Genomic DNA, 16,231 nt, shown 5'->3' on the forward strand with positions numbered 1-16,231 from the left:
AGTAGCCAGCTTCTATCGTTGGCCCGCTCCCCACCCTGCGGGAGACTTGTCAGGTACCCCTCGCAGGGCCGGAGCCCGACCTTGTCCACAAGACAAGGTCGATTTCCATTCCCCTCGTGTAGCGGCTCAAGCCGCCTGGCCTCGGTGCCCCGTCCACACCCCCGGACGTGCAGGCACCGGGGGAATGTTGATCGTCCCCTCGCACCCCCCTTTCGAATTCCAGCACCCCGAAACGAAAAAAGGCCCCCGAAGGGACCTTTCTCCTGGCGCCTGCGCGCTTATTCCACCGTCACGGATTTGGCCAGGTTGCGCGGCTGGTCGACGTCGGTGCCCTTGAGCACGGCGACGTAGTAGGACAGCAGCTGCAGCGGCACGGTGTAGAGAATCGGCGCCAGGCAGTCGTGGATTGCCGGCATGCCCACCACGTGGGTGCCCTCGCCGTCGCTGATGCCACTGCCGCCTTCGGCAAAGACCACCAGCTCGCCGCCGCGGGCGCGCACTTCCTGCAGGTTGGACTTGAGCTTCTCCAGCAACTCGTTGTTCGGCGCCACGGTCACCACCGGCATGTCGGCGTCCACCAGAGCCAGGGGGCCGTGCTTCAGCTCGCCGGCCGGGTAGGCCTCTGCGTGGATGTAGGAGATCTCCTTGAGCTTCAGTGCGCCTTCCATCGCCACCGGGTACTGGGCGCCACGACCGAGGAACAGGGTGTGGTGCTTCTCGGCGAACAGCTCGCTGATCTTCTCCACCACCTTGTCCATGGACAGGGCTTCTTCCAGGTGGGTCGGCAGGCGGCGCAGCTCGTTCACCAGTTCGGCTTCAACGCCGTCGCTCAGGCGCTTTTGTACCTGCCCGATACCGAGGGTCAGCAGCAACAGGGCGACCAGTTGGGTAGTGAAGGCCTTGGTGGAGGCCACACCGATTTCCGGCCCGGCGTTGGTCAGCAGGGTCATGTCCGACTCGCGCACCAGCGAGCTGGTGGCGACGTTGCAGATAGCCAGGCTGGACAGGAAGCCCAGCTCCTTGGCGTAGCGCAGCGCGGCCAGGGTGTCGGCGGTTTCGCCGGACTGGGAGATGGTGACGAACAGGGAATCCGGGTGCACCGCGACCTTGCGGTAGCGGAACTCGCTGGCCACTTCGACCTGGCAGGGGATGCCGGTCAGGCTTTCCAGCCAGTAACGGGCGACCATACCGGCGTGGTAGCTGGTGCCGCAGGCGACGATCTGCACGGTGCGTACTTTGGCCAGCAGCTCGCGGGCCTGCGGGCCGAAGTTGTCCACCAGCACCTGCCCGCTGCCCAGGCGACCTTCCAGGGTGCGCTGCACCACAGCCGGCTGCTCGTGGATTTCCTTGAGCATGAAGTGGCGGTAGCCGCCCTTGTCGGCCGCCTCGGCGCCCTCGTGGTAGCGCACTTCCTCGCGCTGCACCGGGTTGCCGTTGACGTCCCACAGCTGCAGGCCGTCGCGACGAATCTCGGCGATGTCGCCTTCTTCCAGGTAGATGAAGCGGTCGGTCACCTGGCGCAGCGCCAGCTGGTCGGAGGCGAGGAAGTTCTCGCCATGGCCCAGGCCAACCACCAGCGGGCTGCCGCTGCGGGCGGCCAGGATACGGTCGGGCTGCTTGCTGCTGATCACCGCCAGGCCGTAGGCGCCGTGCAATTCCTTGACGACGGCCTTGAGCGCGACGGTCAGGTCGCCCAGCTCGCCCAGGCGCAGGTGCAGCAGGTGGGCGATGACCTCGGTGTCGGTCTGCGAGGTGAACTCGTAGCCACGCGCCTTGAGCATTTCGCGCAGGGGCTCGAAGTTCTCGATGATGCCGTTGTGCACCACGGCCACTTCACCACGGGAGAAGTGCGGGTGGGCGTTGGCCTCGGTCGGCGCGCCGTGGGTGGCCCAGCGAACGTGGGCGATCCCCAAACGACCGAGCAGCGGCTGCTCTTCGAGGGCCTGCTCAAGGCTGGAAACCTTGCCTGCGCGACGGCGGCGGTCCAGCGCACCGTCAGCCTGGATCACCGCCACACCGGCGCTGTCGTAGCCACGGTATTCCAGGCGCTTGAGGCCTTCGACGAGGATCGGGGTGATATTGCGCTCGGCGATGGCGCCTACGATTCCACACATGGTTTGGTCTCCTTAGTCTTCGCAGCGCGCGCGGATCACTTTCACGCCGCGCGCCTGGATCAGTTCGAACGCTTCATCGCTCAGGCGTTCGTCGGTAATCAGGGTCTGGACGCTGCTCCAGGGCAGCTCCAGGTTGGGAATACGCCGGCCCAGCTTGTCGGCCTCGGCCATGACGATGACCTCGCGGGCGACCTCGGCCATGACCCGGCTCAGGCCCAGCAGTTCGTTGAAGGTCGTGGTGCCGCGCTCGATATCCAGGCCGGTAGCGCCAATGAACAGCTGATCGAAATCGTAGGAGCGCAACACCTGTTCGGCCACCTGGCCCTGGAATGACTCCGAGTGCGGATCCCAGGTGCCGCCGGTCATCAGCAGCACCGGTTCGCGCTCCAGCTCGCGCAGGGCATTGGCCACGCTCAGGGAGTTGGTCATCACCACCAGGCCGGGCTTGCGGCCCAGTTCCGGGATCAGCGCGGCAGTCGTGCTGCCACTGTCGATGATGATCCGCGCGTGCTCGCGGATGCAGGCGGCCGCCGCCCGGCCGATGGCCTGCTTGTAGCGCGACAGCGGCTGGCTCGGCTCGGCGATCAGCTCATGGGGCATCGGTACCGCGCCGCCGTAGCGGCGCAGCAGCAGGCCGTTGCCTTCCAGGGCGGCCAGGTCCTTGCGGATGGTCACCTCGGAGGTGGCGAAGCGGCGCGCGAGATCGTCCACGCTGACCTCGCCCTGGTCGGCGAGCAGCGCCAGGATGTCGTGGCGGCGTTGGGGCGTATTGCGTTTCGACATGAACGATTAAGTTTCGATTCGAAAGATAAGTGTGCGAATCAAAACCTATGTTGTTTCGTTCGTCAAGAATTTCTGGCACGAACGGAAGCGATCTTCTGTAGGAGCGAGCCCCGTTCGCGATACTCACCGGCGGTGCCGGGGCTCGCGAGCAAGCTCGCTCCTGCAGGAAACGCAGTGTGCTCAGTCGACTTCGAGACGGTTACGCCCGCCGCGCTTGGCACGGTACAGCGCCTGGTCGGCTCGCTCGAATACCGTTTCGGCGCGCTCGCCTTCGCGGAAGGCCGTGAGGCCCGCCGAGCAGGTGATGCTCAACCGTTCCCCCTTGAAGTGGAACGGGCAGGCTTCGATGGCGCCGCGCAGCACGTCGAGCAGCTGCTGTCCGCCTTCCAGCGGCGTGGCGGGCAGCAGCACGACGAACTCCTCACCGCCGAAGCGGGCGATGAAGTCGGTCTTGCGCACGCGCTTGGCCAGTTCGTTGGCGATGATCTTCAGCACCTTGTCGCCGGCGAGGTGGCCGAAGTCGTCGTTGATCCGCTTGAAATGGTCGACGTCCAGCACCGCCAGCAGCAGGTCGCCGCCGTAGCGCTGCCAGCGCGCCACTTCCAGGTCCAACCGCTCGGTGAGCGCGGCGCGGTTGGGCAGGCCGGTCAGGGCGTCGGTCATGGCCTTTTGGCGCTGGTCCTCGATGTTCGCCTGGAAGGTGCGGGCCTCCTCTTCCATGCTGGCGACGCGAGTCACCAGTGACTGGATGCGCTCGCTTACTTCGCGCTCACGGACCTCGCGCTCCTCGCGGAAGCGGTCCATGGTGCCGACCAGGCCTTGCAGGCGTGACTCGACATGGCGCTTGAGACCCTCCAGGTCAGTGGCCTCCAGCACGCTTTCCTGCAGCCCGCTGACCTGCTCGCGCAGGCTGTCGTCCAGGTCGCGGGCGCTGGAGCTGGAGCCGCTGTGGTTCTCCTGGACGGCCTGCAGGCCGTCGAGGAAAGCACCCAGGCGTTCGTTGAGCTGGTGCAGGTAGCCTTCGAACTCGTGCTGGCCGCTGTCGTTGAGCGAGAGTACGAGGACGCCCAGGTCATCCAGCACCGGCACCAGTTCGTACCAGTTGAGGCTGCCGTGGATCCGCGAACGCAGCGCCTCGGCCTGGACCTGCTGGGCGGCCGGCAGGTGCATCTCGTCCAGCAGGCGTAGCAGGCTCGCCTCGATATGCGGCGCCACCGCGCTGTAGCCGGGCTCCGGACGAGGCGGCAAGGCGTAGGGGTCATTGGCCTCGCGCGCGTCTTCGGGCGTGCCGAACAACCCCGGCGGTACCGGCAGGCTGTCGAGCAGGCTGGAATCATCGTGGCTGACTGACTCTGCTGTAATCGGCCTGTCGATGACCTGCGCAGCGGCGACAGGCTCCGATCGCACGACCGGCGAAGGCGCGGCAGCAGGCTCCGGCGCTACCGCCCGTGTGGCCACCTCGACTGGCGCCACAACGTGCTCGATCACCGTTGCAGCGCCGGCTGCCTCGGCAGAAGGTGCAGGTGCAGATGCAGATGCAGATGCAGATGCAGATGCAGATGCAGATGGAATTTCGCTGGGCGATGGAAGATCCACCCCCGCTTCCGTCACCGGCGTTCTGTCTGCCGGGGCGGCCGGTGTGCTGGGTGCCGAATTCGGCTCATCTACCTCATCACCGTCACGGCTGCCGAACAGCCGCTGCAGGAAACCGGGGCGCTGCTCCCCGCCACCGTTGCCGAAATGATCCAGCACCTGGCGCTGCAGACGACTCAGTTCGCCCAGCAGCGCGGGAAGCTCGCGGGAGGAACTGCCACGGCTGGGAATGTCCTTGGACAGGCGCTTGAGCGGCTTGCGCACGTCACCCGGCATTTCCAGGGACAGCAGTTGCTGCGACAGCTGGCTGAGCGCAGCGACATTCTGCTCGATGCGCTGCTGGCGGCGCTGCTCGGAGTCGAGCACGGCCTTTTCCAGCTGCGGGATCAGGCGCGACAGGCCGGCGTCCATGTCGTCGCGGCGTAGCACTTCGCGCAGCTCCTTCATGCAGGCGTCCACCGCCTTGTCGCTGCCTTCGGCCGCCAGGCTGCTGCGCACCAGGCCGCGACGCAGCAGGTCGAGGCGAGCATCCCAACGGCGCTCGAGCTTCTCCTGCTGTTCGAGGTTATCCAGGTATTTCTGTTTCCAGCGCTGGTCGTCGTCGCGACTCATTCAGGGTCCTCGCCGCGCAAGGCGAGCGACGAGGACGAACGCAGGGCATCCGGCAGGCGGATTTCCACAGCCACGGGCAGGTGGTCGGAAATCGGGTGCGGGAGGACACTGACGCGTTCCAGCGCCAGCTCGGAACTGAGCAGGATGTGGTCCAGGCAGCGCTGCGGGCGCCAGCTGGGGAAGGTGGCCTCGACCTGCGGGGCGATGAGCTGGAGGTCGCGCAATGGCGAGCTTTCCAGCAGGTCGGTGGCATGGGTGTTCATGTCGCCCATCAGCACGTGATGGCGGTAGTCCTGCAGCAGCTCGCGGATATAGGCGAGCTGGCGGGTGCGGGTCCGCGCGCCGAGGGCCAGGTGCATCATCACCACGGCCAGCGCGTCCTTGCCTTCGCCGAAACGCATGAGGATCGCGCCGCGGCCGGGCGGGCCGGGCAGCGGGTGGTCTTCCAGCGCAGTGGGCTGCAGGCGGCTGAGCAGGCCGTTGCTGTGCTGGGCGATGCGCCCGAGATTGCGGTTGAGCTGCTGGTACCAGTAGGGGAAGGCACCGAGCTGTGCCAGGTGCTCGACCTGGTTGATGTTGCCGGAACGGATGCTGCCGCCGTCGGCTTCCTGCAGGGCGACTACGTCGTAGTCGGAGAGCAGTTCGCCGATGCGCTGCAGGTTGGTAGCGCGGCCGGCGGCGGGCAGCAGGTGCTGCCAGCCGCGGGTCAGGTAGTGACGGTACCTTTCGGTACTGATGCCCACCTGGATGTTGAAGCTGAGCAGGCGCAGCCGGCCGTCGTCGGGCAGGCCGGCGGAGGTCCCCTGGGCCGTATTCACCCGAGGGACGCAGGCTCCCGCGACACGCTCACGAGTCCGCCGGCGCAGCATCGTCATCGGCCCTTACTGGGCGGCCTTAGCGCTGGCGCGTTCCTTGGCGATCAGCTGGTCAGCCAGCTGCAGCGCCTCGTCCGGGCCACCGGCCGAGCCGATGTCGAAGCGGTATTTGCCATTGACCACCATGGTCGGCACGCCGCTGATCTGATAGGCCATTGCCAGTTTCTTGGCTTTCTCGATCTGGCCCTTGATGGCGAACGAGTTGTAGGTGCTGAGGAACTTGTCCTTGTCCACGCCCTGCTCGGCGACGAAGTCAGCCATTTCTTCCGGAGTGGTCAGGGCTTTGGGGTTGTTGTGCAGCTTCTCGAAGATGGCGTGGTGCACCTTCTTCTCCACACCCATGGATTCCAGGGTCAGGAACAGTTGGCCGTGGATGTTCCACAGGCCGCCGAACATGGCCGGGATACGCACGAAATGAACGTCGGCCGGCAGCTTCTCGACCCACGGGTTGATGGTCGGTTCGAACGCATAGCAGTGCGGGCAGCCGTACCAGAACAGCTCCACCACCTCGATCTTGCCGGGCTGGGAGACCGGGACGGCCTGGTTCAGCTCGGTGTAGTTCTTGCCCGCTTCGAAGTCGGCGGCGTTCGCGTTGACGGCGAACAGGCCGGCGAAGGCAAGAGCGGCGGTGAAAATCAGGTTACGCATGGTTCACTCCTTGGCTGAGCGGAACCGCCACGCTGCAGCGCGGCGGGATGAAGCGGTTTGACCGGAGGGGCCAGACACGGTTCCAGCATTGTAGTGGGGGCGGATGCAAAAAAGGGTGGCCGAGGCCACCCTTTTTTTCGAAGCAGTTTTTCGATCCGGCGTTGGGGCCGGACGGCTGCTTAGTGCAGGCCTTCGATGTAGCTGGAGATCGCAGCGATGTCCTTGTTGGACAGCTTGGCGGCGATGCTGCGCATGATCATGGCGTCGCCGTCGTTGGTGCGCTCGCCTTCGCGGAAGGCGGTCAGCTGCTTGGCGGTGTAGGCCGCGTGCTGGCCACCCAGGTGCGGGAAGCCGGCTTCGGCATTGCCCTGGCCAGCCGGGTTGTGGCAACCGGTGCAGGCCGGCATGCCTTCGGCGAGCTTGCCGCCGCGGAACAGGGCTTCACCCTGGGCGACGAGCTTGGGATCGGCGGCGCCAACGCTGCCGTTCTGGCTGGAGAAGTAGGCGGCGATGTCGGCCAGGTCCTCGTCGCTGAGGTTGGTCAGCAGGCCGGTCATTTCCAGCACGGTGCGCTTGCCGTCCTTGATGTCGTGCATCTGCTTGAGCAGGTAACGCTCACCCTGCCCGGCCAGTTTCGGGAAGTTGGGCGCCATGCTGTTGCCATCGGCACCGTGGCAGGCACCACAGACAGCAGCTTTCGCCTGACCGGCCTTGGCATCGCCAGCGGCGTGCGCCACACCGACAAGACCCAGGGTCAACAGCAGACTCACGATCAATTTGTTCATCAGCTAATCCAATAACGGCTAAGGGTGAAAGAGTAAGGCCTGAGAAGTTACTTCGACATCCACTGGATAATTGTCTGGTAATCCTCGGCGCTGCAGTCGGTGCACAGGCCGCGAGGCGGCATCGCGTTGAAACCGTTGGTCACATGTTGCACCAGCGTGTCCATGCCCTTGTCCAGGCGCGGCTTCCAAGCGGTGGCGTCGCCCTTCTTCGGCGCCATTGGCAACTGACCATTGTGGCAGGCGCCACAGGCTCTGTTGAAAACGGCTTCCGGATCCTGGGCCGCCAGGGCGCTGGACGCCAGCGCGGCAACGATGGCTGCGAACAGCAGTTTCTTCATGATTATCCTCATCGCAGGGAACATCCGCGTTCTTGATTGCGCGGACTCCAACGTTCCCGTGTGGCTCGACCCTGGGGGATAAAGCGCACACAAAATCCGCGGCATTATATACTTCAGATGCCCAAACGGAAACGAAACCGCCCCCCGCGACACCGCGTCGCACCCGCCGCGAAGTTACCCATGTCCTCGAATAACGCTACGAAAAACCCGATTCTCGGCCTCTGCCAACAGGCCACTTTCCTCATTTCCGCCGCCAAGGTGAACCAGTGCCCGGAAGACTCCGGCCTGGAAGTCGCCTTCGCCGGCCGCTCCAACGCGGGCAAGTCCAGCGCGTTGAATGCGCTGACCCACGCGAACCTGGCGCGCACTTCCAAGACCCCCGGCCGCACCCAGTTGCTGAACTTCTTCCGCCTGGATGACGAGCGCCGCCTGGTCGACCTGCCCGGCTATGGCTACGCCAAGGTGCCGATTCCGCTGAAGTTGCACTGGCAGCAGCACCTGGAAGCTTATCTCTCCAGCCGCAATGCGCTAGCCGGTGTGGTGCTGATGATGGATATCCGTCATCCGCTGACCGATTTCGACCGCCTGATGCTCGACTGGGCCCAGGCCAGCCAGTTGCCGATCCACGTGCTGCTGACCAAGGCCGACAAGCTGGCCTACGGCGCGGCGAAGAACGCACTGCTCAAGACCCGCAAGGAAATCCTCGACGGCTGGGGCGATGTCGCCACCCTGCAGCTGTTCTCGGCGCCCAAGCGCCAGGGCGTGGAAGAGGCGCAACTGGTCCTGGCCGGCTGGCTGGGGCTGCTGGATGAGGAAGAAGAGGAGGCCGGCGAGGAGGCCTGAGGCCAAATCGCAGGCAAAAAAAACCCCGAGCTTCGTATGGGGAGGGGGAAGTTCGGGGTTTAAGTCCGGACCGCTAGGGCGGGGTCCAGTAATCTGCCAACACTAAACACTGCAAAGGAGCATCGAAGGGCTTCACCAGCCATTCACGAGTTCTGACTCGGCTCCTTGTGGGAAAGTTCAGCAGGTCACAAAAGATTTTTTCTGACAGCCCCGAAAGCGCTCGGAAAATCGAGCCGGAAAGCCCGGCTGGCGGGCCTTCCGACCGCTCGTCCAGCCGATCAGTGGGCCTCGTCCCAGTTCGCTCCCACACCCGCTTCGACGACCAGCGGTACGTCCAGTTCCGCCGCACCACTCATAAGCGGCCGAATGCCATCACGAACCTGATCGATCAGGTCCTCGCGCACTTCCAGCACCAGTTCGTCGTGTACCTGGAGGATGACGCGGGCATCGATGGCGCTTTCCTGCAGCCAGTTATCCACAGCCACCATGGCGCGCTTCATGATGTCCGCCGCCGTGCCCTGCATCGGCGCGTTGATCGCAGTGCGCTCGGCCGCCTTGCGCATGGCGCCGTTCTTCGAGGCGATTTCCGGCAGGTACAGGCGACGGCCGAACAGGGTTTCGACGAAGCCCTGCTCGGCGGCCTGGGCGCGGGTACGCTCCATATAGGCCAGCACGCCCGGATAGCGAGCGAAATAGCGGTCGATGTAGGCCTGGGCTTCCTTGCGCTCGACGCCGATCTGCTTGGCCAGGCCGAAGGCGCTCATGCCGTAGATCAGGCCGAAGTTGATCGCCTTGGCGCTGCGGCGCTGATCGGAGGTCACGTCATCCAGCGGCACGCCGAAGACTTCGGCGGCGGTGGCGCGGTGCACGTCGCGGTCGTGGCGGAAGGCGTCCAGCAGGCCCTCGTCCTTGGCCAGGTGGGCCATGATGCGCAGTTCGATCTGCGAATAGTCCGCCGCCAGCAGTTTGTAGCCCTTGGGCGCGACGAAAGCCTGGCGGATGCGCCGGCCTTCCGCGGTACGGATCGGGATGTTCTGCAGGTTCGGGTCGCTGGAGGACAGCCGGCCGGTGGCCGCCACCGCTTGGTGGTAGCTGGTGTGGATGCGCCCGGTGCGCGGGTTGATCTGGTCCGGCAGCTTGTCGGTGTAGGTGCTCTTGAGCTTGCTCAGGGAGCGGTACTGCATGATCACCTTGGGCAGCTCGTAATCCTGCTCGGCCAATTCCGCGAGGACGTTCTCGGCGGTGGACGGCTGGCCGGTGGCGGTCTTCGACAGCACCGGCAGGCCCAGTTTTTCATAAAGGATGGCGCCCAGCTGCTTGGGCGAGCCGAGGTTGAACTCTTCGCCTGCCAGGTCGAAGGACTGGCGCTGCAGCTCGACCATCTTCTCGCCCAGCTCGACGCTCTGCTTGCCCAGCAGGTTGGCATCGACCAACGCACCGTTGCGCTCGATACGCGCCAGCACCGGCACCAGCGGCATCTCGATCTCGGTCAGGACCTTGGCCAGCGAGGGGATGGCCTCCAGCTTCTGCCACAGGGTCTGGTGCAGGCGCAGGGTGACGTCGGCGTCTTCCGCGGCGTAGGGGCCGGCCTGTTCCAGGGCGATCTGGTCGAAGGTCAGCTGCTTGGCGCCCTTGCCGGCGATGTCCTCGAAACGGATGGTGCTGTGGCCGAGGTACTTCAGCGCCAGGCTGTCCATGTCGTGGCGGGTCGCGGTGGAGTCCAGCACGTAGGATTCGAGCATGGTGTCGTAGGCGATGCCCTGCACGGCGATGGGCGTCGAGGCGTTGGCCAGGACGTTCATGTCGTACTTGGCGTGCTGGCCGACCTTGCGCTTCTTCGGGTCCTCCAGCAGCGGCTTGAGGGCCTTGAGCACAGCGTCGCGGTCCAGTTGCGCCGGCACGCCCATGTAGCTGTGCGCCAGCGGTACGTAGGCGGCTTCACCCTCCGTGACCGCGAAGGACACACCCACCACCTGCGCCTGCTGCGGGTCGAGGCTGGTGGTCTCGGTGTCGAAAGCGATCAGGTCGGCGGCTTCCAGCTTCTTCAGCCAGGCATCGAACTGGCTCTGCTCCAGGACGATCTCGTAACGCTTCTCCGCCTCTGCAGCCGGGGCCTCTTCCAGCGCCAGCTGGGAAGTTCCGGCCTTGGCCGCCTGGCGCTGCAGGTCATCCAGCCCGGTCTTGAATTCCAGGGTACGGTACAGCTCGGTCAGCGCCTCGCGGTCCGGCTTGCCGGGGTGCAGAGCATCGATCTCGATGTTCAGTTCGACATCGCACTTGATGGTCGCGAGCTTGTAGGACAGGTAGGCCATGTCCTTGTGCTCTTCGAGCTTGGCCGGCAGGCCCTTGGCGCCGCGGATCGGCAGCTCGGGCACCTTGTTCAGGCTGGCGTAGAGCACATCCAGGCCGCCACCTACGCCGGTGAGCAGGCCGAGGGCGGTCTTTTCGCCGACACCGGGCACGCCCGGAATGTTGTCGACCTTGTCGCCCATCAGCGCCAGGTAATCGATGATCAGCTCAGGACCGACACCGAATTTCTCCTTCACGCCATCCACGTCGAGCGTGCTACCGGTCATGGTGTTGACCAGCGTAATGTGCCCGTCGACCAGCTGTGCCATGTCCTTGTCACCGGTGGAGATCACCACCGCCCGGCCTCCGGCCGCGCTCTGTCGGGCCAAGGTGCCGATCACGTCATCCGCTTCCACACCCTCCACACAGAGCAGTGGCAGGCCGAGGGCGCGCACGGTGGCGTGCAGCGGCTCCACCTGCACGCGCAGGTCGTCCGGCATCGACGGGCGGTTGGCCTTGTACTCGGCGAACATCTCGTCGCGGAAGGTCCCGCCCTTGGCATCGAAGACCACCGCAAAGGGGCTGTCCGGGTACTGCTTGCGCAGGCTCTTGAGCATGTTCAGCACGCCCTTCACCGCTCCCGTGGGCATGCCGGTGGAGGTCATCAGCGGCGGCAGGGCATGGAAGGCGCGATACAGGTAGGACGAGCCGTCCACGAGGACGAGGGGTGCTTGGCTCATGAGGGGAATCAACCTTTTCAGAAGGGCTCGGGCTAAAATGTCCGTAGCCAATTCGACAAAGGGACAAGGTTATCATGCGTACGTTGAACCGCCTGTTGCTCGCCGCTCTACTGGGTCTTGGCGCGACTTCCGTCATGGCGGCGGACGACGCCCCGACGCCGGAACCGGATGTGACCATCCGCCAGGAGGGCGACAAGACCATCCAGGAATACCGTGTGAACGGCTTCCTCTACGCCATCAAGGTCGTGCCCAAGCACGGCAAGCCGTACTTCCTGGTGCGCCAGGACGGCAGCGACGGCAACTTCATCCGCTCGGACCAGCCCGACAAGCTGATTCCGCAGTGGCAGATCTTCAGCTGGTAAACCCTTCCCACCACGACGCTCCAGAGGATTGAGCATGTCGGTATTCACGCCTCTGGAACGTCCGGTTCTCGAAGACTTCCTCGCCCCTTACGGCCTCGGCCGCCTGCGCGACTTTCGTGGAATCGCGGAAGGATCGGAGAACAGCAACTTCTTCGTCAGCCTGGAACAGGGCGAATTCGTCCTGACCCTGGTGGAGCGCGGCCCGGTGCAGGAGATGCCGTTCTTCATCGAACTGCTCGACGTGCTGCACGAAGCCGACCTGCCGGTGCCCTATGCACTGCGCACGAAGGACGGCGAAGCCCTGCGCCAGCTCGAAGGCAAACCGGCGCTGCTGCAACCGCGCCTTGCCGGCCGCCACGAGCGCTCGCCGAACAACCATCACTGCCAGGAAGTCGGCGACCTGCTGGCGCGCCTGCACCTGGCGACCCGCGAGCGGATCATCGAGCGCCCCAGCGATCGTGGCCTGAGCTGGATGCTGCACGAGGGCGAGGCAATGCAGTCGCACCTCTCCGGTGCTGCGGCCACGCTGTTGGGCGATGCACTCGAAGAGATTGCCCGCCTGCTTGCCGAACAACCGGCACTGCCACGCGCCAACCTGCACGCCGACCTGTTCCGCGACAACGTGCTGTTCGATGGCCCGCACCTGGCGGGGGTGATCGACTTCTATAACGCCAGCTCCGGCTGGATGCTCTACGACCTGGCGATCACCGTGAACGACTGGTGCTCCAACGACGACGGCTCCCTCGATGGTCCGCGCGCCCGCGCCCTGCTGGCGGCTTATGCGACCAAGCGGCCGTTTACCGCGCTGGAAGCCGAGCTGTGGCCGGAGATGCTGCGGGTGGCGTGCGTGCGCTTCTGGCTGTCGCGGCTGATCGCGGCCGAGGCGTTTGCGGGGCAGGATGTGCTGATCCACGATCCGCAGGAGTTCGAGCGCCGACTGGCGCAGCGGCAGACAGTAGGTATTCATTTGCCGTTTGCGCTGTAAACGCTCCGACGGCTCTTCGTAGGAGCGAGCTTGCTCGCGAACCAGCTCCGCTGCGGGGCCTGTTCGCGAGCAAGCTCGCTCCTACAAAAGAGCAGGCCGGTGTAATGCGGGAGTGAAGATCTGAACCGGAGCGGACATCCCTGCCGTTGATCCTCTACTCAAGGTCAGCCCCAGCCTGGCCATCCATGGCCAAGCGTTCGCCGGCGCGACGTATACGTCGCGTCGCTCCGGCTCACCCACACTTCGAATGCCCGCAGTTCAGGCAGGTGGCACAGCCATCCATCTGCACCACCGCCATGGTGTTGCACTTGCCGCACAACTGCGCGCCGGCGGGGAAGCCTTCGCCGGGTTCAGCCTTGTTGGTGCCCTGGGCAGCCTCGTAGGCAGCACGCTTTTCGGCGAGGTAGAGGCGCTGCTCCTCGTCCATCTGCGCGCCTTCCATCAGGCCGATAGCGACCAGGTGGCGCTCCACTACGGCGCCGATCTCGGCGACGATCGACGGCATATAGATGCCGCCGCGCTTGAGGTAGCCGCCGCGCGGGTCGAACACCGCCTTCATCTCCTCCACCAGGAAGGTGCAGTCGCCGCCCTTGCGGAACACCGCGGACATGATCCGGGTGAGTGCAACGATCCACTGGAAGTGGTCCATGTTCTTCGAGTTGATGAAGATCTCGAAGGGCCGACGCTGCTCGTACGGGGTATCAGGGTTGAGCACCACGTCGTTGATGGTCACGTACAGCGCGTGCTCGAACAGCGGCGACTTGATCTTGTAGGTCGCGCCTACCAGCAATTCCGGCCGCTGCAGGGTTTCATCCATCTTCACTACGGCGGCGGCCGCGGCGGCTTCCACGCGGGCCTTTTCCTCGGCCACGTCCACCACCTGGAAGCCTTTGATCTTCTGGTTGATCTTGACGCTCATAGCATTCTCCAGGGGCATCAGTACTTGCCGTAATAGCCTTCTTTCAGGGCATCGAAGAGGTTGGCGGCGGTATGGATCTCGCCGTCGTACTCCACTTCCTCATTGCCCTTGAGTTCCACCACGCTGCCATCTTCCAGCTCGAAACGGTACACCGTCTTCTCCAGGTCCGACTCCTTGACCAGCACGCCCTGGAAGGCCGCCGGGTTGAAGCGGAAGGTGGTGCAGCCCTTCAGGCCCTGGCGCCAGGCGTAGAGGTAGATGTCCTTGAAGTCTTCGAACGGATAGTCGGTGGGGACGTTGGCGGTCTTGGAGATCGACGAGTCGATCCACTTCTGCGCGGCGGCCTGGATGTCCACGTGCTGTTGCGGGGTGATGTCATCGGCGGTGATGAAGTACTCCGGCAGGCGGTGCTTCTCCTCCTCCGCGCCCGGTACAGCGTGGTGGTCCACCTGGTCGCGGTAGGCCAGCAATTCGTAGCTGAAGACCGAGATCTTCTCCTTGGTCTTGCGACCCGGGCGGATCACATTGCGCGAGTAATGGTGCGCAAAGCTCGGCTCGATGCCATTGGAGGCATTGTTGGCCAGGCTCAGGCTGATGGTGCCGGTGGGCGCGATGGAGCTGTGGTGAGTGAAGCGCGCACCGTGCTCGGCCAGCTCCTCGATCAGTTGCGGCGCATGCTCAGCGACACGCTGCATGTAGCGCGAATACTTGGCATGCAGGACGCGCCCCGCGACCTTGTCACCGACCTTGAGGCCATCGGCCTTCATTTCCGGCCGCTTGCGCAGCATCTCGGCAGTGACTTCGTATTCCTTGACCAGCGCCGGCGCCGGGCCTTTCTCGCGGGACAACTCCAGCGCCACTTCCCAGCCCACCAGGGCCATCTCGCGCGCCACTTCCTCGGTGAACACACAGGCTTCCGGGCTGCCGTAGCGCAGCTTGAGCAGGGTCAGCGCCGAGCCCAGGCCGAGGAAGCCCATGCCGTGGCGACGCTTGCCGAGGATTTCCGCACGTTGCTGTTCCAGCGGCAGGCCGTTGATCTCCACCACGTTGTCGAGCATGCGGGTGAACACCCGGACAACTTCGCGGTAGCGCTCCCAGTCGAAGCGTGCGTTGCCGCCAAAGGCATCGACTACGAAGGTGGTCAGGTTCACCGAGCCCAGCAGGCAGGAGCCGTAGGGCGGCAGCGGCTGCTCGCCGCACGGGTTGGTGGCGCGGATCGCCTCGCACCACCAGTTGTTGTTCATCTCGTTGACCCGGTCGATGAGGATGAAGCCGGGCTCGGCGTAGTCGTAGGTAGACACCATGATCATGTCCCACAGGTGCCGCGCCTTGACCCGGCCGTAGACCTTGCACGCCACGCGGCCGTCGTCGCCGATCAGGTAGTTGTCGTGCACCGGCCAGTCGCGCCAGACGACTTCGTCCGGGTCCTTGAGGTCGACCTCGTCGCGCTCCTTCTCGTGAATCGGGAAGATAAGCGGCCAGTCCTCGTCGTTCTCCACCGCCGCCATGAAGCCGTCGGTGATCAGCAGGCTGAGGTTGAACTGGCGCAGGCGGCCGTCTTCGCGCTTGGCGCGGATGAACTCGCGTACGTCCGGATGGCTGACGTCGAAGGTGCCCATCTGCGCGCCGCGGCGGCCGCCGGCGGAGCTGACGGTGAAGCACATCTTGTCGTAGATATCCATGAACGACAGCGGCCCGCTGGTGTGCGCGCCGGCACCGGAAACGTAGGCGCCACGCGGGCGCAGGGTGCTGAATTCGTAGCCGATGCCGCAGCCGGCCTTCAGCGTCAGCCCGGCCTCGTGGACCTTCTCCAGGATGTCGTCCATGGAGTCGCGGATGATTCCGGACACGGTGCAGTTGATGGTCGAGGTGGCCGGCTTGTGCCCCTGGGCGCCGGCGTTGGAGATGATCCGCCCGGCCGGGATCGCGCCGTTGCGCAATGCCCAGAGGAAACGCTCGTACCAGTGCTCGCGCAGTGCCTTGTTCGCCTCGACGTCGGCCAGGGCACGGGCGACCCGCTGCCAGGTCTCGTCGACGCTGCCGTCGATGGGTTTCCCGCTCTTGTGCTTGAGGCGGTACTTGCTGTCCCAGATATCCTGCGAGGCAGGTTGCAGGGCGAGAACTCCTTGGTCGGCGCCACGGGGGCGCGCATCGGTCTTGGCCATCCGAGAAATAACCTCCTGTCGGTTGGGTGGCAGGGCGCAAAGAAGCGCGAGTAGACCCAATATGTAGACACAGAAGACTGACCGGCATCAATATCTTGTGCCTGACTCGCACCATTACACACGATAGACGGTTGATCGGAAGACGCTGAAAAAGATGCACGAAGGCGACGATTGGCGGGG

At 64.9% G+C, this 16,231-nt stretch carries 13 protein-coding genes; 3 read left to right on the forward strand and 10 right to left on the reverse strand.

Annotation, left to right across the window (positions count from 1 at the left end):
* Positions 1–278: 278 nt before the first annotated feature.
* The 7 genes from glmS to A6723_RS29175 all read right to left on the reverse strand — a co-directional run bounded on the left by glmS (position 279) and on the right by A6723_RS29175 (position 7,748).
* Positions 279–2,114 carry a glutamine--fructose-6-phosphate transaminase (isomerizing) gene (gene glmS, locus A6723_RS29145; RefSeq protein WP_054909473.1) on the reverse strand — a complete coding sequence of 612 codons (1,836 nt, stop codon included), beginning with the start codon at positions 2,112–2,114 and terminating at the stop codon, positions 279–281.
* A 12-nt stretch (positions 2,115–2,126) separates the two neighbouring features.
* Positions 2,127–2,897 (reverse strand): DeoR/GlpR family DNA-binding transcription regulator, encoded by a 771-nt coding sequence (locus A6723_RS29150; protein ID WP_024766810.1) that lies wholly within the window; start codon positions 2,895–2,897, stop codon positions 2,127–2,129.
* A 180-nt stretch (positions 2,898–3,077) separates the two neighbouring features.
* Positions 3,078–5,102 carry a GGDEF domain-containing protein gene (locus tag A6723_RS29155; protein WP_054909472.1) on the reverse strand — a complete coding sequence of 675 codons (2,025 nt, stop codon included), beginning with the start codon at positions 5,100–5,102 and terminating at the stop codon, positions 3,078–3,080.
* The gene (locus A6723_RS29160; protein ID WP_065348224.1) at positions 5,099–5,971 is read right to left on the reverse strand and encodes an endonuclease/exonuclease/phosphatase family protein; all 873 of its coding nucleotides are present in this window, start codon (positions 5,969–5,971) and stop codon (positions 5,099–5,101) included. The genes A6723_RS29155 and A6723_RS29160 overlap by 4 nt, the downstream gene beginning before the upstream one ends.
* Positions 5,972–5,983: 12 nt before the next feature.
* Positions 5,984–6,625, reverse strand: coding sequence for a thiol:disulfide interchange protein DsbA/DsbL (locus A6723_RS29165; RefSeq protein ID WP_054910269.1), 642 nt, complete (start codon positions 6,623–6,625; stop codon positions 5,984–5,986).
* A 179-nt stretch (positions 6,626–6,804) separates the two neighbouring features.
* A complete protein-coding gene (locus A6723_RS29170) occupies positions 6,805–7,410 on the reverse strand; it encodes a cytochrome c (protein WP_024766807.1) in 606 nt (201 codons plus the stop codon).
* A 47-nt stretch (positions 7,411–7,457) separates the two neighbouring features.
* Positions 7,458–7,748, reverse strand: a complete 291-nt coding sequence (locus A6723_RS29175) for a cytochrome c5 family protein (protein WP_024766806.1) — start codon at positions 7,746–7,748, stop codon at positions 7,458–7,460.
* A 180-nt stretch (positions 7,749–7,928) separates the two neighbouring features.
* Here A6723_RS29175 and yihA point away from each other — a divergent pair, with 180 nt between their 5' ends.
* Positions 7,929–8,591: a ribosome biogenesis GTP-binding protein YihA/YsxC gene (gene yihA, locus A6723_RS29180; RefSeq protein ID WP_045213409.1), complete on the forward strand. Its 663-nt coding sequence runs from the start codon at positions 7,929–7,931 to the stop codon at positions 8,589–8,591.
* A 278-nt stretch (positions 8,592–8,869) separates the two neighbouring features.
* On the opposite strand, the gene polA is transcribed toward yihA, so the two are convergent.
* A complete protein-coding gene (polA, locus tag A6723_RS29185; protein ID WP_054910270.1) occupies positions 8,870–11,620 on the reverse strand; it encodes a DNA polymerase I in 2,751 nt (916 codons plus the stop codon).
* 74 nt (positions 11,621–11,694) lie between these two features.
* Here polA and A6723_RS29190 point away from each other — a divergent pair, with 74 nt between their 5' ends.
* The gene (locus tag A6723_RS29190) at positions 11,695–11,982 is read left to right on the forward strand and encodes a DUF2782 domain-containing protein (RefSeq protein WP_024766803.1); all 288 of its coding nucleotides are present in this window, start codon (positions 11,695–11,697) and stop codon (positions 11,980–11,982) included.
* A 34-nt stretch (positions 11,983–12,016) separates the two neighbouring features.
* Positions 12,017–12,967, forward strand: coding sequence for a homoserine kinase (locus tag A6723_RS29195; RefSeq protein WP_054910271.1), 951 nt, complete (start codon positions 12,017–12,019; stop codon positions 12,965–12,967).
* Between the two features lie 232 nt (positions 12,968–13,199).
* Here the strand turns inward: A6723_RS29195 and A6723_RS29200 are convergent, their stop codons facing one another.
* Positions 13,200–13,886: an NrdJb gene (locus tag A6723_RS29200; RefSeq protein WP_054910272.1), complete on the reverse strand. Its 687-nt coding sequence runs from the start codon at positions 13,884–13,886 to the stop codon at positions 13,200–13,202.
* Between the two features lie 17 nt (positions 13,887–13,903).
* Complete coding sequence (locus A6723_RS29205) at positions 13,904–16,051, reverse strand: adenosylcobalamin-dependent ribonucleoside-diphosphate reductase (RefSeq protein WP_054910273.1); 2,148 nt, start codon at positions 16,049–16,051, stop codon at positions 13,904–13,906.
* Positions 16,052–16,231: the final 180 nt, after the last annotated feature.

The organism is Pseudomonas sp. AU11447 (assembly GCF_001672555.2).
Lineage (GTDB): Bacteria > Pseudomonadota > Gammaproteobacteria > Pseudomonadales > Pseudomonadaceae > Pseudomonas > Pseudomonas nitroreducens.

Coding starts and splice junctions, on each gene's coding strand:
- glmS (WP_054909473.1), bottom strand. CDS start 2,114: ATGTGTGGAATCGTAGGCGCCATCGCCGAGCGCAATATCACCCCGATC.
- A6723_RS29150 (WP_024766810.1), bottom strand. CDS start 2,897: ATGTCGAAACGCAATACGCCCCAACGCCGCCACGACATCCTGGCGCTG.
- A6723_RS29155 (WP_054909472.1), bottom strand. CDS start 5,102: ATGAGTCGCGACGACGACCAGCGCTGGAAACAGAAATACCTGGATAAC.
- A6723_RS29160 (WP_065348224.1), bottom strand. CDS start 5,971: ATGCTGCGCCGGCGGACTCGTGAGCGTGTCGCGGGAGCCTGCGTCCCT.
- A6723_RS29165 (WP_054910269.1), bottom strand. CDS start 6,625: ATGCGTAACCTGATTTTCACCGCCGCTCTTGCCTTCGCCGGCCTGTTC.
- A6723_RS29170 (WP_024766807.1), bottom strand. CDS start 7,410: ATGAACAAATTGATCGTGAGTCTGCTGTTGACCCTGGGTCTTGTCGGT.
- A6723_RS29175 (WP_024766806.1), bottom strand. CDS start 7,748: ATGAAGAAACTGCTGTTCGCAGCCATCGTTGCCGCGCTGGCGTCCAGC.
- yihA (WP_045213409.1), top strand. CDS start 7,929: ATGTCCTCGAATAACGCTACGAAAAACCCGATTCTCGGCCTCTGCCAA.
- polA (WP_054910270.1), bottom strand. CDS start 11,620: ATGAGCCAAGCACCCCTCGTCCTCGTGGACGGCTCGTCCTACCTGTAT.
- A6723_RS29190 (WP_024766803.1), top strand. CDS start 11,695: ATGCGTACGTTGAACCGCCTGTTGCTCGCCGCTCTACTGGGTCTTGGC.
- A6723_RS29195 (WP_054910271.1), top strand. CDS start 12,017: ATGTCGGTATTCACGCCTCTGGAACGTCCGGTTCTCGAAGACTTCCTC.
- A6723_RS29200 (WP_054910272.1), bottom strand. CDS start 13,886: ATGAGCGTCAAGATCAACCAGAAGATCAAAGGCTTCCAGGTGGTGGAC.
- A6723_RS29205 (WP_054910273.1), bottom strand. CDS start 16,051: ATGGCCAAGACCGATGCGCGCCCCCGTGGCGCCGACCAAGGAGTTCTC.